Origin of the sequence: Staphylococcus sp. HMSC065D05 (assembly GCF_001813195.1) — a bacterium.
Lineage (GTDB): Bacteria > Bacillota > Bacilli > Staphylococcales > Staphylococcaceae > Staphylococcus > Staphylococcus epidermidis.
The window spans coordinates 84736-102130 of record NZ_KV811746.1 but is presented as its reverse complement, the minus strand read 5'-3'; the positions used below and the strand labels follow the sequence as shown (position 1 = coordinate 102130).

The 17395-nt window shown below is 31.9% G+C and carries 18 protein-coding genes; 4 read left to right on the top strand and 14 right to left on the bottom strand.

The features are described from left to right. Window positions 1-109: 109 nt before the first annotated feature. Complete coding sequence (locus HMPREF2897_RS05525) at window positions 110-631, top strand: DUF2529 domain-containing protein (RefSeq protein ID WP_001829945.1); 522 nt, start codon at window positions 110-112, stop codon at window positions 629-631. A 225-nt stretch (window positions 632-856) separates the two neighbouring features. Here HMPREF2897_RS05525 and HMPREF2897_RS05520 read toward each other — a convergent pair whose 3' ends face one another. From HMPREF2897_RS05520 to HMPREF2897_RS05510, 3 genes are all read right to left on the bottom strand, one after another. Next, window positions 857-2464 (bottom strand): CTP synthase, encoded by a 1608-nt coding sequence (locus tag HMPREF2897_RS05520; RefSeq protein ID WP_002491188.1) that lies wholly within the window; start codon window positions 2462-2464, stop codon window positions 857-859. A 336-nt stretch (window positions 2465-2800) separates the two neighbouring features. Next, window positions 2801-3337: a DNA-directed RNA polymerase subunit delta gene (gene rpoE / locus HMPREF2897_RS05515; RefSeq protein WP_002491186.1), complete on the bottom strand. Its 537-nt coding sequence runs from the start codon at window positions 3335-3337 to the stop codon at window positions 2801-2803. 110 nt (window positions 3338-3447) lie between these two features. Further along, window positions 3448-4308, bottom strand: coding sequence for a GNAT family N-acetyltransferase (locus HMPREF2897_RS05510; protein WP_002447804.1), 861 nt, complete (start codon window positions 4306-4308; stop codon window positions 3448-3450). Between the two features lie 302 nt (window positions 4309-4610). On the opposite strand from HMPREF2897_RS05510, the gene coaW reads away from it, so the two are divergent. Further along, complete coding sequence (coaW, locus tag HMPREF2897_RS05505) at window positions 4611-5408, top strand: type II pantothenate kinase (protein ID WP_002458722.1); 798 nt, start codon at window positions 4611-4613, stop codon at window positions 5406-5408. A gap of 221 nt (window positions 5409-5629) precedes the next feature. Here coaW and HMPREF2897_RS05500 read toward each other — a convergent pair whose 3' ends face one another. The 3 genes from HMPREF2897_RS05500 to HMPREF2897_RS05490 all read right to left on the bottom strand — a co-directional run bounded on the left by HMPREF2897_RS05500 (window position 5630) and on the right by HMPREF2897_RS05490 (window position 8843). Next, on the bottom strand, window positions 5630-6295 hold the full coding sequence (locus HMPREF2897_RS05500) for a DUF2750 domain-containing protein (RefSeq protein WP_002447806.1): 666 nt from the start codon (window positions 6293-6295) through the stop codon (window positions 5630-5632). A gap of 173 nt (window positions 6296-6468) precedes the next feature. Then, window positions 6469-7659 carry an L-aspartate--L-methionine ligase LdmS gene (locus HMPREF2897_RS05495; protein WP_002447807.1) on the bottom strand — a complete coding sequence of 397 codons (1191 nt, stop codon included), beginning with the start codon at window positions 7657-7659 and terminating at the stop codon, window positions 6469-6471. Continuing rightward, window positions 7659-8843: a M20 family metallopeptidase gene (locus HMPREF2897_RS05490; protein WP_001829962.1), complete on the bottom strand. Its 1185-nt coding sequence runs from the start codon at window positions 8841-8843 to the stop codon at window positions 7659-7661. The genes HMPREF2897_RS05495 and HMPREF2897_RS05490 overlap by 1 nt, the downstream gene beginning before the upstream one ends. A gap of 226 nt (window positions 8844-9069) precedes the next feature. On the opposite strand from HMPREF2897_RS05490, the gene HMPREF2897_RS05485 reads away from it, so the two are divergent. After that, window positions 9070-9540, top strand: coding sequence for an S-ribosylhomocysteine lyase (locus tag HMPREF2897_RS05485; protein WP_070592790.1), 471 nt, complete (start codon window positions 9070-9072; stop codon window positions 9538-9540). A gap of 160 nt (window positions 9541-9700) precedes the next feature. On the opposite strand, the gene HMPREF2897_RS05480 is transcribed toward HMPREF2897_RS05485, so the two are convergent. Genes HMPREF2897_RS05480 through deoC form a run of 4 tightly spaced genes read right to left on the bottom strand, consistent with a single transcriptional unit; the run spans window position 9701 to window position 13248 of the window. Next, window positions 9701-10051 carry a DoxX family protein gene (locus HMPREF2897_RS05480; protein WP_001829969.1) on the bottom strand — a complete coding sequence of 117 codons (351 nt, stop codon included), beginning with the start codon at window positions 10049-10051 and terminating at the stop codon, window positions 9701-9703. Further along, the gene (gene deoB, locus HMPREF2897_RS05475) at window positions 10048-11238 is read right to left on the bottom strand and encodes a phosphopentomutase (protein ID WP_002458724.1); all 1191 of its coding nucleotides are present in this window, start codon (window positions 11236-11238) and stop codon (window positions 10048-10050) included. Before deoB ends, HMPREF2897_RS05480 begins: the two co-directional genes overlap by 4 nt. A gap of 12 nt (window positions 11239-11250) precedes the next feature. Next, the gene (locus HMPREF2897_RS05470) at window positions 11251-12552 is read right to left on the bottom strand and encodes a pyrimidine-nucleoside phosphorylase (protein WP_070592789.1); all 1302 of its coding nucleotides are present in this window, start codon (window positions 12550-12552) and stop codon (window positions 11251-11253) included. A gap of 33 nt (window positions 12553-12585) precedes the next feature. Next, window positions 12586-13248, bottom strand: coding sequence for a deoxyribose-phosphate aldolase (gene deoC / locus HMPREF2897_RS05465; RefSeq protein WP_002458726.1), 663 nt, complete (start codon window positions 13246-13248; stop codon window positions 12586-12588). Between the two features lie 206 nt (window positions 13249-13454). Here deoC and deoD point away from each other — a divergent pair, with 206 nt between their 5' ends. Further along, complete coding sequence (deoD, locus tag HMPREF2897_RS05460; protein WP_002447810.1) at window positions 13455-14165, top strand: purine-nucleoside phosphorylase; 711 nt, start codon at window positions 13455-13457, stop codon at window positions 14163-14165. Between the two features lie 123 nt (window positions 14166-14288). On the opposite strand, the gene HMPREF2897_RS05455 is transcribed toward deoD, so the two are convergent. The 4 genes from HMPREF2897_RS05455 to HMPREF2897_RS05440 form a co-directional block, all read right to left on the bottom strand. Further along, a complete protein-coding gene (locus tag HMPREF2897_RS05455; RefSeq protein WP_070592788.1) occupies window positions 14289-14735 on the bottom strand; it encodes a Dps family protein in 447 nt (148 codons plus the stop codon). 187 nt (window positions 14736-14922) lie between these two features. Next, window positions 14923-15333, bottom strand: coding sequence for a thiol-disulfide oxidoreductase DCC family protein (locus tag HMPREF2897_RS05450; protein WP_002487070.1), 411 nt, complete (start codon window positions 15331-15333; stop codon window positions 14923-14925). A 180-nt stretch (window positions 15334-15513) separates the two neighbouring features. Beyond that, window positions 15514-16890, bottom strand: coding sequence for an EVE domain-containing protein (locus tag HMPREF2897_RS05445; RefSeq protein ID WP_002491193.1), 1377 nt, complete (start codon window positions 16888-16890; stop codon window positions 15514-15516). Window positions 16891-17122: 232 nt separating this feature from the next. Further along, on the bottom strand, window positions 17123-17350 hold the full coding sequence (locus HMPREF2897_RS05440; protein WP_002458728.1) for a hypothetical protein: 228 nt from the start codon (window positions 17348-17350) through the stop codon (window positions 17123-17125). Window positions 17351-17395: the final 45 nt, after the last annotated feature.

Genomic DNA, 17395 nt, shown 5'->3' with positions numbered 1-17395 from the left:
TAATTGTTTTTACGTTTTTGGAAGCGAATACATTTCGAAAAATGTTCACATATTGCATATCTACCTAGGATTATTTACAATATTTCAGTAAAGAGATTGGAGGTTTACAATGTCAAAAATCTTAAACACACAATTAACTGGTATTTTTAATCGGCTTGAAAAACAAGAGTTAGATATTCAAATGGCAGCTCAATGCCTCATTCAAGCAATTGGTGGAGAAGGACATGTCTATATCAAAGGGTACGATGATTTAAAATTCTATGAATCATTCATATTACAAAGCCATGAAAAATTAGCGTCTAGTTTACCACTTGAAGATTTACAAAATTTTAACGATATAGATACTACAGATAGGGTACTGTTATTTTCACCATACTACACTTCGGAAGTTGAAAGTGATGTACTCCAACTTATTGATTTAGATGTCGATTTAGTGCTTATTTGTAATAACCCTAAACGAGATGATTTTCCAAATCATTTAATTCATTATGTTAATTTATCAACACCTAGGCCCATTGTTTACACAGAAGATTATGATAAAATCATTCAACCACATCCGATGGCCTTAAATTATATTTATTATGATATTTATACTCAAATGATTGAAATGACTAGAGATTTGGATTTGTAGAATATGTGTGTAGTCGTTCAATTATTTTCTATAAAATAATTTCATCCGTGTAATTAACTGATGAAGCAAGAACGTATAATAATTATAACCAAAACATCTAATGTATAATGATAAATAAAGTACACTGATAAAGTTTAATGGACAATTAAAAAATGGTCATTTCCTTTTGCTTTTAAGGAAATGACCATTTTTATTTAGCTTTATATTGTTTGTGCATCAAAACAATTATTTTTGTTGGTAATTTAACGCCGCTTCTACAAATGATTTAAATATAAGCTGTGGACGATTAGGTCTTGATAAGAATTCAGGATGGAATTGACATGCAATAAAGAAATCATTTTTAGGTATTTCTATAATTTCTACTAAACGACCATCTGGACTTGTCCCTGAAAAGACCATACCGTTACTTTCTAATTGTTCCCTAAATTCGTTATTGAATTCATATCTATGACGATGACGTTCTTCAATATCATTTTTATTATAAATTTTCTCTGCCAATGTACCTTCTTTAATGTGGCAAGGATAAAGACCAAGTCTTAGGGTTCCACCTAAATCTTCAATATCCTTTTGTTCTGGTAATAAATCTATAATTGGATAAGGTGTACTTGGATCTAATTCTGCTGAATGCGCACCTTCATAGCCTAAAACATGACGCGCAAATTCAACAGTTGCCAATTGCATACCTAAACAAATGCCAAAGAACGGTATGTTATTCTCACGGGCATAACGAATAGCTGCAATTTTACCTTCACTTGCTCTGAATCCAAATCCACCAGGAACTAAAATACCATCAACGTCGGATAAATAAGCCTCAACATTATGATCATTAACTTCACTTGAATCAATCCATTTTACCACAACATCTTTTTTAAATGGATAACCAGCATGCTTAAGTGATTCAACAACTGATAGATAAGCATCTTGTAAGCTCACATATTTACCAACTAAACCAATTGTAATTTTACCATCTAAATGATTAACGGTATCTAATAGATGTTTCCACTCATCCAGTTGCGTTTCATACTTGGCATTTAATTGTAAACGTTGAATAACAATGTCATCCATATTTTGCTTACTAAGTTGTAACGGAATTTCATAAAGAGAATCTGCATCTCTACATTCTATAACACTTTCCTTTTTGATATCACAGAATAGCGCGATTTTGTCTTTCAAATCTTGTGTCATTTCGTATTCTGTTCGTACTACTATTAAATCAGGTTGGATACCTAGGCCTCGTAATTCTTTAACACTATGCTGTGTAGGTTTTGTTTTCATTTCCCCAGCAGCTTTAATATATGGAAGCAAAGTACAATGTACATACATTACATTTTCACGACCTAAGTCGCTTCTAATTTGACGAATGGCTTCCAAGAAAGGTAAAGACTCTATATCACCTGTTGTTCCACCAATTTCAGTAATTACAACATCCGCATTAGTACTCTCACCAGCTAATAGCAATCTTTCTTTAATTTCGTTTGTAATATGAGGAATAACTTGTACAGTACCACCCAAGTAATCACCACGACGCTCTTTTTTCAACACATGTGAATATACTTTTCCGGCAGTAACATTTGAATATTTATTTAAATTAATATCTATAAAACGTTCATAATGTCCTAAGTCTAAATCAGTCTCAGCACCATCATCTGTAACGAACACTTCACCATGTTGATAAGGACTCATTGTACCTGGGTCTACATTTAAATATGGATCGAATTTTTGTATTGTAACTTTAAGTCCTCTATCTTTAAGTAATCTTCCTAGAGAAGCGGCTGTTATCCCTTTTCCTAATGATGACACAACCCCGCCTGTTACAAAAATAAACTTTGTCATTGTCTGACCTCCTGTATAATTTAGTAAACTATTTAATGATTGATAAAATCTATTAAAAACTGTGAGTAAACTATGTATTTAACAATAATAATGAAATAAATTTGGTATATTACTCAACAATTTGATTCACTTTTACATTTCATTATGAATATTAAAAATAAAAAAATCGCTCCCTCTCACAGCAATTGTAAGGGGAGCGTATCTATTTAATACACGTGTCCTAATTAAAGGAGCCCAAATAAAATACTACCACCTTTTAAATAAAAATAAAAGTCCCACTTTAATGTTTCTGTTATAAAGCGAGACATATTTTTAAATTAAAATATAGTTACTTGATTAATCATTAAAGTCTTCGGCGTCTTCAAAGGCTTCTTCTTCACCTTCAGCAATATCTTCGTCTTCGTCTTCATCAATAACGATATCTGTATCATTCATTTCAACATCATCTTCATCATTATCTGACTCGTCTAATGTTTCTTGATCTTCTGTTTGAGCAGGAATATCGTCATCTTCATCAGTGTCGTCATCACCTAATAATTTAAGGTTTTGATCTTCTTCATCTTCGTCATCTAGAATATCGAATTTTTGAATTGTTGGTGCGATTTTTTCCTCAATATCATCTACAGAGTACCAGTCACGTAGACCCCAAAGATTTTCTCCTACATTTAAAAAACGACCATCTGTGTTTAAATCGGTATAGAATTGGACTATTCGATTTTCAATATCTTCATACTCATATCCACCTAAAGATTTAAATTCATCAATAATATCATATAAATTCATCGTTGTTTGTTTATCATTTAATAAAGTATAGGCCATGTCGATAAATGATTTCTCATCAATCATTTCTTTTGTGTAATCTTGAATTTTCATATAAAAATACTTCCTTTCAAAGGATTTTCTTTAAATTAACGTCAAATAATCATTTATTAATAGTAACAAAAATAAATTATAAATGACAAGTTGTGATTTAGCAATCACTGTTAATAATTAATATATTTTTCAAAACGTGTATAATCCTCAGTTTCCTCTATTGCTACAAAATTACTATTCAAGCACAATGGTTTTAACTCATTACGTTCGCCATATAAAGTAATTGATAAAACTTCAATGTTTTCAAAATGTTTACGTATATACGTTGCTAATTGACGTAAAGCACTTTCTGCAATTCCTTCATTTCTATTTTGCTTATTAACCTCGATTGCAGAAATATTCATTTTATTATCATTTTGTTCTAGTGCAATAAACCCTACCTTTACATCATCTTTAAGCAAATTAATCACATGAATATCATCACTATATGCTGACTCCCCCTCTTTTAACCTTAAAGAAGACACATGTTTTGAATCTAAATCTAAATAATAGAGTCTTTCTTTCCCGATAGGTCCTTCTTCTTTTGTAGCTGTATGCATAAAACCTGCACGTTCATAAACGTTCCAAGCGCTTTGATTTTCAGCGTCTACTACTAAGTATAAATGTGTAAAATCAGGAAATAATGCTTGAACATACTCTGGTAAAAACATCATCATTTTTGTCCCATATCCATGGCCTTGAAACTTTTCATTAACTGACAATGAACGTACATAAACAACATTGTTTGGTGTATCATAACCTTCATGTTGATAATAACGATGCAATACGAAGAACCCCACTACTTTTCCTTCTTTATTTAAAGCTACATTGGCAATTCGATTTTCATCTTTTAATGCATCATCTAAAACAGTTTGAGGTAATGAAGAATATATTTGTTGTCTTTCACTTAATTCAAATTGGTTAAGTGCATTTCTATATTTTTCTTCATATACTTGAACTGTAATATCATCAAAATCCCTTTTTATAAACATTGCTTTACCCCTATCTATTAATTACCATTTATATTATATATGAATTAAATAATTATGACTATCGGACTCGTTATGTATAACATTTTCTCTTGCTCAACATCATTTTACCCTAATTCAACTCATTACAACCTCATTTTATTAATATGTATGTCATCACTATAATGACTACCCTATATTTATTATTAACTTTATTATTAAAATAAGTGTATCTTAATAAGAGCTTTCTATAAATATTCACTTGTTTTTCAGTTAATTTACTATACTATAATGAGTGACAATAATTGTTATGGAGTGATAGACATATGAAGATTGGAATTGATGCTGGAGGCACTTTAATTAAAATTGTACAAGAGCATGACAATCGCAGATATTACAGAACTGAATTAACAACTAACATCCAAAAAGTCATAGATTGGCTTAACAATGAAGAAATTGAAACATTAAAGCTTACAGGTGGAAATGCTGGAGTAATAGCAGATCAAATTCATCAATCACCTGAAATATTTGTAGAGTTCGATGCATCATCAAAAGGTTTAGAAATTTTATTGGATGAACAAGGTCATCAAATTGAACATTACATTTTTGCTAATGTAGGAACAGGTACTTCTTTCCACTATTTTGACGGAAAAGAGCAACAACGTGTTGGAGGTGTAGGTACCGGAGGTGGGATGATACAAGGTTTAGGCTATTTATTGTCCAATATAACAGATTATAAAGAATTAACGAATTTAGCTCAAAATGGTGATCGTGATGCCATTGATTTAAAAGTAAAACATATTTATAAAGATACTGAACCACCAATTCCTGGAGATTTAACAGCAGCAAATTTTGGAAATGTATTACATCACTTAGATAATCAGTTTACTTCAGCTAACAAACTTGCCTCTGCAATTGGTGTCGTTGGTGAAGTTATAACAACTATGGCTATTACTTTAGCACGTGAATATAAGACTAAGCACGTTGTATATATCGGTTCATCATTTAATAACAATCAATTACTACGTGAAGTTGTTGAGAATTACACTGTTCTAAGAGGATTTAAACCATACTATATTGAGAATGGTGCTTTTTCAGGCGCTTTAGGAGCACTTTACCTCTAATAGGAAGATGAGTGGAAGCAAATTGGTATTGATTGTTACTTACCTTACCATCTAACTTACTTTATACGTTGAATTTTCTCAGTGTTAGCTTCAAACATCATTTTACTATCAAATTTATAATATTCGTTTATAAAAAATCACCCCAAAAGTTAAACTAAAATCTAACTTTTGGGGTGTAAATACTATAAACACATGTTGCAGACTTTTTCTAATATAATCAATTAAAATGTTGCTTCATTTGACAATTTTTGCGCTGATACAACAGTACCTACAACACCTGATTTCAAATCAATCGCTACTGCTTTATTATCATCGCGTAACTTGTCTAACCATTCACTAAAGACTTTACCTTCAATTTCAATTAAATCACATTCTTCAAAATCTTGATCACGTACTTTACGCGCTCTACTCTTAATACTCCAAACAGGCATGATGTGAGGTTTATTATGGTCATCATCTGAAATCATAATAAAATTCTTTTCACCTTTGTTTGTCAATCCGTATACTTCGTCATATTTTGCGACATCTTTAACAAACTCTCTCATTCTTATATCATCTAATTCAGACATTAACTCATCAGTCATTTTAACTATATCTACAATGTTTCCTTCTTCACCATTATTCACATTAACTAAAACTTTGTCACCAGGATCAAAGATTTCATCCATTTCATATGTTACAAAACGGTCAATATCTGCTCTAATGATTTTGTCGTATTCGATTGAATGATGTAACAAATAAGACTCAGCAACATTTTCGTCTGTCCACATAGCAATAAATGGCAAATTCTCATGTTGTATTCTAATTAATTTTTTATTTTTTGAAGCAAAATAAATATATTCATTAATCAAAATATCTTTAAAAAATGCTTCATATTTGTATGACATACTTAACCCTCAATTCATAAGTTATTCATAGTGTTTCTTACTTTAAATCTTAAAATACTAACGATTGATAGTCAATAATGTTAAAATTCAAATCTTATTTGTAAACTGGGACATGATTGATTATTCTAACTTCTTTATCAAACACTACTTAATATCCTTAAAGAATCATACACTTATAATCCAGCTTCCAATATAAATTGTTGTTCATATCGATTAATTAATTCTTTATTTTCTCCATGCCAAATGCAGCCAAATCTAGAATTAACTTGATTCTTTCCATACCAATCTCCATCGTAATAGGAAAGTGGATAAAGTACACCTAATTCTACGTATTTTAAAATAGCATTATAGAATTTTGTATTATCTCCATTAGAAAAGTAACTGTAAAATTTATGATATCCATGAGTTAAATCTTTTGCTAAAAGTAGCATACTCGTTGATCCGTTTTGCCTAAAATTTAAATCAATCGCATAAACATCATTTTTATCATCTACTAGTAAGTCAAAACCTGCTACACCAAAAAAACCTTTGCTTACGCCTATTTCCATAATCTCTCTACCAGCGTCTATTACATTCTGAGGCACATCATTAACATTTTCATTTCCGTTGTAAAATCCATAGTCATTAGTTAACTGTTGCGCTGTTCCTAAGTATTTGATACCAATATCATCTGAATAAGCAAATTGTACACAATAGTTATTCACTGCATTAATTTTTTGTTCAATGATTAAATGTTCAGTCTCTGCTGATGCATTGTTGATGCGTGTGATAGCTTTATCTAAATCTGTATCATTATAACAAATCATAACACCATATCCTCCTGCTGTAGGTAAATCATCGCCTGGTTTTATGACAAATGGATACGACCATGTTTGAATACGAGATTCAAAATCTTTAATTGAGACAATTTCTCTTTGTGGTAGATATTTGTTATTAGTCCATTCCGGAATTCGTGCTTTATTATTAAGAGCAACAAAAACATCTTTATCAAGTGCATAATATTCTTTAGGTAGAATATCTTCATCATGAATATATTGAAAGTAGATTTTTTTACCGTGATGAAGAGCTAAATTCCTTATCAAGCTTTCATATGTTTCTTGATTATTAAATTTATAAGTATGTGGTGGAATTTCCCTACCCACTATATTAAAAAGTTGTTCTAATTTGTTTGTAACACTTGCCTCATGAACAATGACAGGAAAACGATTAGCTATAAGTAATTCTCTTCCAGTTAAGAAATTTGATTGATGTTCATCTGGTTTCAACCATGGATTCGACACATATGAAGGTCGAGATGTGTAAACAATGTCATCATTATACAAATCACTAAGTGTGAGAAACGGACCATTTACTTTATTATTCATTACTTAACATGCCCCTTTATATGCGTATGCTCTTCAATTATTTCGTCTAACAACGGTTTATTTTCGATTAATTCTAGTCCCATTAATGCTAAAATTTTTGCACCTCGAATTAGTGCCTGATCACCTTGTAAACTTGCAGCCGCTTCTCTAAAGCGGTGGGTATGTCCTACAAGATTTCGAGAACCAATTTTAATATGTGGATGGATTGTTGGTACAACATGACTTACATTACCTGTATCTGTAGATCCATAACCAAAATCATCATCAATCACTTCTTCTCCTAATTCAGTTGCATATTTTTCAAATAAATCATCAAGTTTAGGCGCTTTAATAAATTCGTTTACACCATTCTGGATAGGACCAAATTCAAAATCACACCCAGTTTGAATCGCAGCACCTCTTGCAATTTGGTTTACTTTTTCAGTTAAAACATCAAGTTCTCTCCGCGAAGTAGCTCGAGTATAAAATCTCGCATGTGTAAAATCAGGTATAATATTAGCCGCTTTACCACCGTCTAAAATAACCCCGTGAACTCGTTGTCCTTTTTTAATGTGTTGCCTTAACTGTGCGATACCATTAAAATATGAAATCATTGCATCTAAAGCGTTTAATGCTTCATCTGCATTTTCAGATGCATGCGCACTACGTCCATAGAATTTAATATCTAGAACATCCACAGCTAAAGTATTAATTGTACGATAGGTTTCATTTCCAGGATGAATCATCAATGCCACATCAATTTCATCAATGACACCTGCTTTAACATAAGAAGCTTTTGCGGAGCCATTTTCCCCACCTTCTTCAGCAGGACATCCCAAAACGACTACTTTACCGCCAATTTCATCGACGACTTCTTTTAGTGCTACTGCAGCAAGTACGCTAGCAGTACCAATAATATTATGCCCGCACGCGTGACCAAGACCAGGTAAAGCATCGTATTCAGCTAGAAATCCTATAACCGGTCCAGTCATATCAGAATCATACGTTGCTATAAATCCTGTTGCATGTCCTGCAATATCCGTTTCGATTTCGAATCGATTTGCTCTTAATTGGTCAATTAACGTTCTCGATGCAAAAATTTCTTCATTGCCTAATTCAGGGCGTTCATGAATACGATGACTTATTTCAACATAATCATATTTATTATTCTCTATAAAATCTAATATCTTTTGTTTATTATGCATTGTATCTAACTCCCTTTGAAACTTTGCGTATCAATCATTCTTTTTTAATTATTACTTATTTTATCGGATTTAATATTGGTTGTCATTAATTTTTACACAATTTTCTTACAATTTAAAAGATAACAGTCTATTAGTTTAGAAAAATTGTAAATGTATATGAGTATTGTTACAATCTATTTATTGAATTAAACAAAAATTGCTATATAGCAATAAGGAGGATAAATGCATGACTAAAATGAATGTAGAAAGCTTTAATTTAGACCATACTAAGGTTGTTGCACCTTTTATTCGTCTAGCCGGTACTATGGAGGGTCTTAATGGTGATGTCATACACAAATATGACATTCGTTTCAAACAGCCTAATAAGGAACATATGGATATGCCTGGTCTACATTCCTTAGAGCATTTAATGGCAGAAAACATTAGAAATCATACTGATAAAGTAGTAGATTTAAGTCCTATGGGTTGTCAAACTGGATTCTATGTTTCATTTATTAATCATGACGACTACGATGACGTATTAAATATTATAGATCAAACATTGCATGATGTGTTAAATGCTAGCGAAGTTCCAGCTTGTAATGAGGTTCAATGTGGTTGGGCTGCAAGTCATTCTTTAGAAGGTGCTAAAACAATTGCTCAAGCATTCTTAGATAAAAGAGAGCAATGGAACGACATCTATGGAGAAGATAAATAGTTAACCATTTAACCATACAACTAAGCATAAAACGCTTAATTAATATCATTATGGAGAAATGTCGAATAAATCTTCCCTTCGACATTTCTCTTTTTTTATAAAAAAACCTTCTAAAATGCTAACTAGTTATCATTTTAGAAGGTCTTATTTTCTGAAAAAATTATAATTTTTTAATGGCTTTAATAAGCACAAATTGCAATGGTAATCTAGAATAAAGTGCCCATTTAGGTAGTTCTTTGTCACCTAATGGCAATCCTTTACGAGCCATATAAATATTTGCTGGGAACACTGCTAACAAGAATAAATTAATACCCTTTTTCAACCATGATGCTGGCCTTTTAATAAGCAACATGATACCAAAAAAGATTTCTATGACCCCTGTTACCAATACGGCAGTTTTTTGTAAAGGTAAATAATCTGGAACAATATTTCTAAATTGTCTCTCTCTAGTAAAATGTAAAACACCAGCTGTTCCAAATGCTAGTCCTAATAAGAATCTTAAAACCTTCATTGATGCTCAACCCCCATTTCTTTTAAATAACTTTTTCCATATTTAGGTAATTCTACGTTGAAGTTATCTGCTATTGTAACACCGATAGAGCTAAATGTCGTGTCTTGTGAAAGTTCATGATAATCTTTAATTTTTGGACTAAACATTAAAAGTGGAATGTATTCACGTGTATGATCTGTACCTTTAGCAATTGGATCATTACCATGATCAGCTGTAATAATAACTAAATCATCTTCTCTTAAATGATTCATTAATTCAGGTAAACGAAGATCAAAATCTTTAATTGCTTGAGCATAGCCTTCTTTATCACGACGATGGCCATACAATGCATCAAAATCAACTAAATTAAGGAAACTGATGCCTTCAAAATCTTTTTTTACAACTTCAATCAATTGATCCATACCGTCCATATTATTTTTAGTACGTATAGCTTCTGTCACGCCTTCACCATCATAAATATCGTTAATTTTACCAATCGCGATTACATCATAACCATTATCTTTAAGGCTATTCATCACTGTTCGTCCAAATGGTTTTAACGCGTAATCATGTCGATTAGAAGTTCTAGTGAAGTTACCAGGTTCTCCAACATATGGTCGAGCAATGATTCTTCCTATTAAATATTTAGGATCTTTTGTTAGTTCACGAACTTTTTCACAAATCTCGTAAAGTTCTTCAAGTGGAATCACGTCTTCATGTGCAGCAATCTGTAAAACTGGATCAGCACTAGTATAAACTATTAAATCTCCAGTTTTCATTTGATGTTCGCCCCACTCGTCAATAATCTGAGTTCCTGAAGCAGGTCTATTTGCTACAACCTTGCGTCCAGTCATTGATTCAATCTCTTTAACAAGCTCTGCTGGGAAACCATTTGGATAAACCTTAAATGGTTGCATTATATTTAACCCCATAATTTCCCAATGTCCTGTCATTGTATCCTTGCCTACTGAAGCTTCACTTAGTTTGGTATAAAATGCACCCGGATGCGTAACTTTTGAAACAACAGGAAGCGGTGCAATATTTCCTAATCCAAGTTGTTCTAGATGTGGTAACTTTTGCTTAAATCCTTCTAAAGTATGCTTTAAAGTGTGTGATCCTTCGTCATTGAATGCCGCTGCATCAGGACCTTCGCCTATACCTACTGAGTCCATAACTATTAGATGAATTCTTTTGAACGGTGTAGTCATCATTTACATCTCCTACTCGGTTATTATTTTATGAATTAAGGTTGGAGCTTCGCCCTTACTCTCAATAGTAATACTATTGTCTAGTTTGTTTAAAATATCATCGATCTTTTTGGTGTTTGTATGAATAGTTAAAATATTTTCACCCTTCTCAACATGTTCTCCTACTTTTTTATTTAACACGATACCTACACCTAAATCAATAACGTCTTCTTTTGTTTGACGACCAGCGCCTAACATCATTGAAGCAACGCCTATCTCATTAGCTATTATTTCAGTTATAAAACCATCTTTTTTAGCTTTAAATTCAACTTGATATTTCGCGCTAGGCAACTTTTCAGGAGAATCCACAATTGAGTCATCTCCTCCTTGATTCGATAGAAATGTTTTGAATTTGTTTAAAGCTTTTCCTGTTTTTATAGCATCGACTAACATCTGACGCGCTTCATCTAAAGATTCTGCTTGTTCAGCTAAGACAACCATTTGAGAACCAAGTGTTAACACAAGCTCTGTTAGATCTTTCGGTCCATTTCCTTTTAATGTTGCGATAGCTTCTTTTAATTCGAGCGAATTACCAACTGCATTTCCTAAAGGTTGACTCATATCTGAAATAATAGCCATCGTATTACGACCTACATTATTACCGATTCTAACCATCGCATGCGCAAGCGCTTCGGCATCATCTAGCGTCTTCATAAACGCACCACTGCCAGTTTTGACATCTAGAACAATTGCATCTGCACCAGCAGCAATTTTCTTACTCATTATGGACGAAGCGATGAGGGGAATAGAATTAACTGTTCCTGTTACATCCCTCAATGCATATAATTTTTTATCAGCTGGTGTGAGATTGCCTGATTGGCCTATTACTGCTACTTGATTATCATTTACAAGTTTTATAAAATCTTTTTCACTGATTTCAACATTAAATCCCTTAACTGATTCTAATTTATCTATCGTACCCCCCGTATGTCCTAGACCACGACCACTCATCTTTGCAACTGGAACACCTACTGCCGCTACTAATGGGGCAAGAACGAGTGTCGTTGTATCACCGACGCCCCCTGTAGAATGCTTGTCTACCTTTATACCATTGATATCGCTTAAGTCGATTCTCTCTCCTGAGTTAACCATTGACATTGTCAATGCGGCTCTTTCTTCATCATTCATATCTTGAAAGAATATCGCCATAGCTAAACTTGAAGCTTGGTAATCTGGAACTTCCCCACGAGTGTATCCGTTTACAAAAAATTCTATTTCTTCTCTTGTTAATGACTTACCGTCTCGTTTCTTTTCTATGATGTCAATCATTCTCATTATTCATCATTCCCTTAGACAATAAATTTAGTATTAGTAATCAGTATTTGACTCAAGTCCTTGAATAATTTGCACACCGGCACTAGCACCAATGCGTGTAGCACCCGCCTCAATCATATTGTTAAAATCTTCTAGATTTCTCACGCCACCTGACGCTTTCACTTCTAAACGATCACCAACAGTATCTTTCATTAATTTTACATCTTCAACTGTAGCACCCCCACCAGCAAAACCTGTGGATGTTTTAACAAAATGTGCACCTGCCGCTTCAGATAATTGACATGCTTTAATCTTTTCTTTCTCAGTTAATAAAACAGTCTCAATAATGACCTTAACTGTTTTACCATTGGCTGCTTGAACGACGGCTTCGATATCATTTTGCACTTCATCAAAACGACCATCCTTAAGTGCTCCAATGTTTATCACCATATCAATCTCTTGAGCGCCATTATTAATCGCATCTTTTGTTTCATAAGATTTAACTGCTGTAGTTGTTGCACCTAGTGGAAATCCAATAACAGTACACACTAAAACATCAGTTCCTTTAAGTTGTTCAGATGCATATTGTACATGTGTAGGGTTCACACATACAGACTTAAACTGATATGCTTTTGCTTCATTTATAATAGTATCAATTTGTTCCTTTGTTGAATCAGGTTTTAATAATGTATGGTCTATTAATTTTGCTTTATTCATCATTTTTCCTCCATGTTTTTAGTTTATTACTATCTCAGAATATTAAATCTTCACATAACTTTAATATATCTTTAAAAAACAAAACATATTTACCTTTAATTACATAGTACAAAAATTCGCAAAAAAGATAAACAAATGTTATCTTAAAATGGTAATATAACGGTTATAATGATATTGCGAACTGACTATTAAGGAGAAGATATATTATGACAGAAAGTACACCTCACATTAACCCAAATGGAGTTAAAATAGCTAAAACTGTATTAATGCCAGGCGATCCATTACGTGCTCAATATATTGCTGAAAATTTTTTAGAAAATGTTGAACAATTCAATACAGTACGTAATATGTTTGGTTACACTGGAACTTATAAAGGCAAAGAAGTTTCTGTAATGGGGTCTGGGATGGGGATTCCAAGTATTGGCATTTATTCTTATGAACTTTACCATTTCTTTGATGTGGATACAATCATTCGCGTAGGTTCGTGTGGCGCTCTTCAAGAAGATGTCAATTTATATGATGTAATTATTGCACAAGCCGCTTCTACAAACTCAAATTATGTTGATCAATTTAATATACCAGGTCACTTTGCACCTATTGCTGATTTTAATCTAGTAGCGAAAGCTAAGAAAGCTGCTGATGAAATTGGTGCCGTATCACACGTAGGTAACGTTTTGTCATCTGATACATTTTATAATGCTGATTCAACTTTTAATGATTCATGGAAAAAAATGGGTATCTTAGGTATCGAAATGGAGTCTGCAGGTTTATATTTAAATGCCATCCATGCAAATAAAAAGGCTTTAGGTATTTTTACAGTGAGTGATCATATTCTAAGAGATGAAGCCACTAGTGCAGAAGAGAGACAAACATCATTTACTCAAATGATGGAAATAGCACTCGAAATAGCTGAATAGAAAATATAAAAATAGAGTGGGATGACAAACATTCAATGCGTTTGTCGTTCCACTCTTTTCTAATAGCTACACTAAAAATTTTTGAGATCGTCAATTTAAAATTAAAATGTAAGTTACTAAAAATTAATGACCTAAATAAGATTGTAGCATCCAATTATGCTTATCAACTGAAGTTTGCATGCCGATAAACATATCTTCTGAAACGTCATCACTAGCGCTTCCAACCACTTCAATTGCTTGTTCTAATTGTTTAGAGATTTTAGAAAAATCTTTAGACAATTCTTCTACCATTTCTTCAGCTGAATAATGTTTTCCTGCTTCATTTACTATTGATTTATCTAAACACTCGGAAAGTGTTCCTATTGGATTACCACCTATTGCCAAAATTCTTTCTGCTAAATCATCAACATATTGACTAGCTTCATTGTATAATTCTTCGAATTTTGTGTGTAAAGAAAAGAAATTAGGGCCTTTAACGTACCAATGGAAATTATGCAACTTTGTATAAGCTACCGTCCAGTTTGCGACTTGTTGATTTAATTCTTTGACTACATCTTGTTGTTGACTCATATCAAACACTCCTTCAAACCTCATTTTTACAATAGTTATTATATTATAATAATTCTAATTTGTAAAGTAAAATAACACTAAGAGACAAAATAAATATTACTTTGATTTCTCAAAATATCTGTCTAAATGATTTTAATTTTGAGCTTGTTCATCTTCTTTTATTATCAATTAAATCATATTTTATCAATTAGGTTAGTTTGATTCTTTCATTATCATCAAGAAAAAATGATTTTTCATAATCAGTTGGCTTGTGCCAATGTGTTTTCCACATTTTATCTCGATTATTTGCAAATAATCGATATCCTAAATCTCTTAATGGTTTAGGAATTAATCTTAATCCTATTCCAAGAAATTTAGAGTGATTAGGTAGTGAAGATATCAATGTTGCAACAGCCTGTGATTCAAATTCTAAATGATTCCCTTTTTGAAGAATAACACTATTCTTATTTTGAGCATCAGGATAATTTTCAAAAAATTGTTTACCTATTTGACCTTTAATTGTTGCAAACTCATATTTATGTGAAAGTCCATTTTGAATTAACCAAATTGCATAGTTATAACAATAAACACAATTTCCATCATAATAAATTATTGGCATGTGTATACACTCCTTTTTCATTGCTTAATTATTTAGATTCCCATTTAGGTATAATAAATAAACCTTATTAAGTTAACATCATTCTAACTTAATAAGGTTTAAATCACTAGGAAATGTATAGTTATAATCTACTTTATAAAATGAATCAGTTATGTGTTCTTCATACGACTGATTACACGATTAGTCATGATTCACTTTGACGATACGCGTATATTTTAAAAACTGTGACGAATATTTTTGCTTAATTTTTTCTATAGAGTCATATGTAATACCAATAATATGCCAATTAGGATTAAAATGATAAAAAGAATCCTTATTTTTTGACCACTTAATCATGCTTCCATCTTTATTATATCTTGGTAATGTCACTTCATAGCCTTCAAGTACATTAATATATGTTTGGAAAATATCCACATCGATGCGATTGAAGTTATCAATGACTAAATAACTTTTATCTTTCTTAGGCATTAGGTGTGTAATGAATCCTTCACGATAATATAGCGCTCCTGACTCATTTGGTAAATATTTACCATAAAGCATATCTTCAGTAAAATCTGGATGTCCACTTGTAATCACAGGGTTTGCATTAGTTTTTTGGAGTAATTCTTCAGCAGCCTTTAAGCCTTCTCCTTTTTGCTCAACAACTAATAATACAAAAGGTTTTAAACTATCATCTTCAGCATTTTGAGTTGATAGTTCTGCTTTTTTTACTGTTTCAAAAGGATGTTTAATACCATTATTCATACTCATGTCCAAAATGGCATCGTATTGAGCTTGTGACATACTTGCTATTGACTGTTTCGCATTTTCTTGTAAGAAATACAAATTCTTCAATTTAGGATGTTTATTCAAATGACCTAATGAAATGGGCTTAATATCTTTCTCATAAAAAATTTCAATAGCTGTACTATTCGTTCGACCTGGTATAGGTGGTTTCTCATGTAAATGCTTTGATACTTCGCCAATACCGATAACCGATTGATTTTGATATTTATTATATATAATAATGTTATCACCTACCTCTAGTTGAGTGTAAAAATGATAACCATTCCTTTTGATTCCATTAAATGTATGAGTAAATATAGTATAGTTTTTACCAGGTTCAAACGCTTCTGTTTCTGCTAATAAAAAATATCGAGGAATTTTTGATTTTCCTTTACCTAAACTAACTATTAACTCAAATTCTGACTCTCTGATTTGGTTGAAAAGTGTTTCTCTCATGTTACTCATACGAAAATCGAGTACTTCACTTCTTTTAAGATAATCAGTTGTAAGTGGTTTTAGCGTTTCTTTAAATTTAAATTCTACTCTTATTTTATTTTGAGCACCGGATTGCACACTTATAATTTCACCTATACCTAAAAGACCAGAATCTGTTTGTACTTGATAAAAAATTACTTGATCTCCAGCTTTAGCTTTTTTAAATGCTCTATATCCTTGTGTAGGATTAAAATGTGCGCCAGATTCAAATAACGCTGTCTGTCCCACTAATGGTTCATTATGATTCCATCTATTGTAACCACAATTAAGCCAAAAATAGTTAATTTCCTCAGTCATTATAATGCTCCTTATCCTAAAATTAATTTATGTTCTATTTTCATATCATTCACTCTAAACAACCATGGGTCTCATCAGTAATCACTTAAATGTGATCATCATTATTATTAAATATTTTTATTTATTTTATCATAATATCATTCACTATTCTAAACAACACTTATCATTAAAAGTTGCTTTTAAAAATTAAAAATGCAAGTATCATCGTTAGACACTTGCATATCGTCATCTTTCATTTAGCAATAACACTCCCAAGTAACGGCATTATATTAATCATTATTCCACCAAGTTTAAGCATACCACTTATTTCCTTATCTCTTATTGTGATTGCAGCGCTAATTATTCCAAGAATCGCCACAAATCTTGGAATCATCATAGATGGATAATGCGGTAATTGTAAAAATATACCTGCTCCTGAAATAATGCCACAAACTAGAGAAATATATAAAAATTGCTTCACAAAGCCTCTCTCCTTATATCACCTATACTTAAATTGGTATATTTT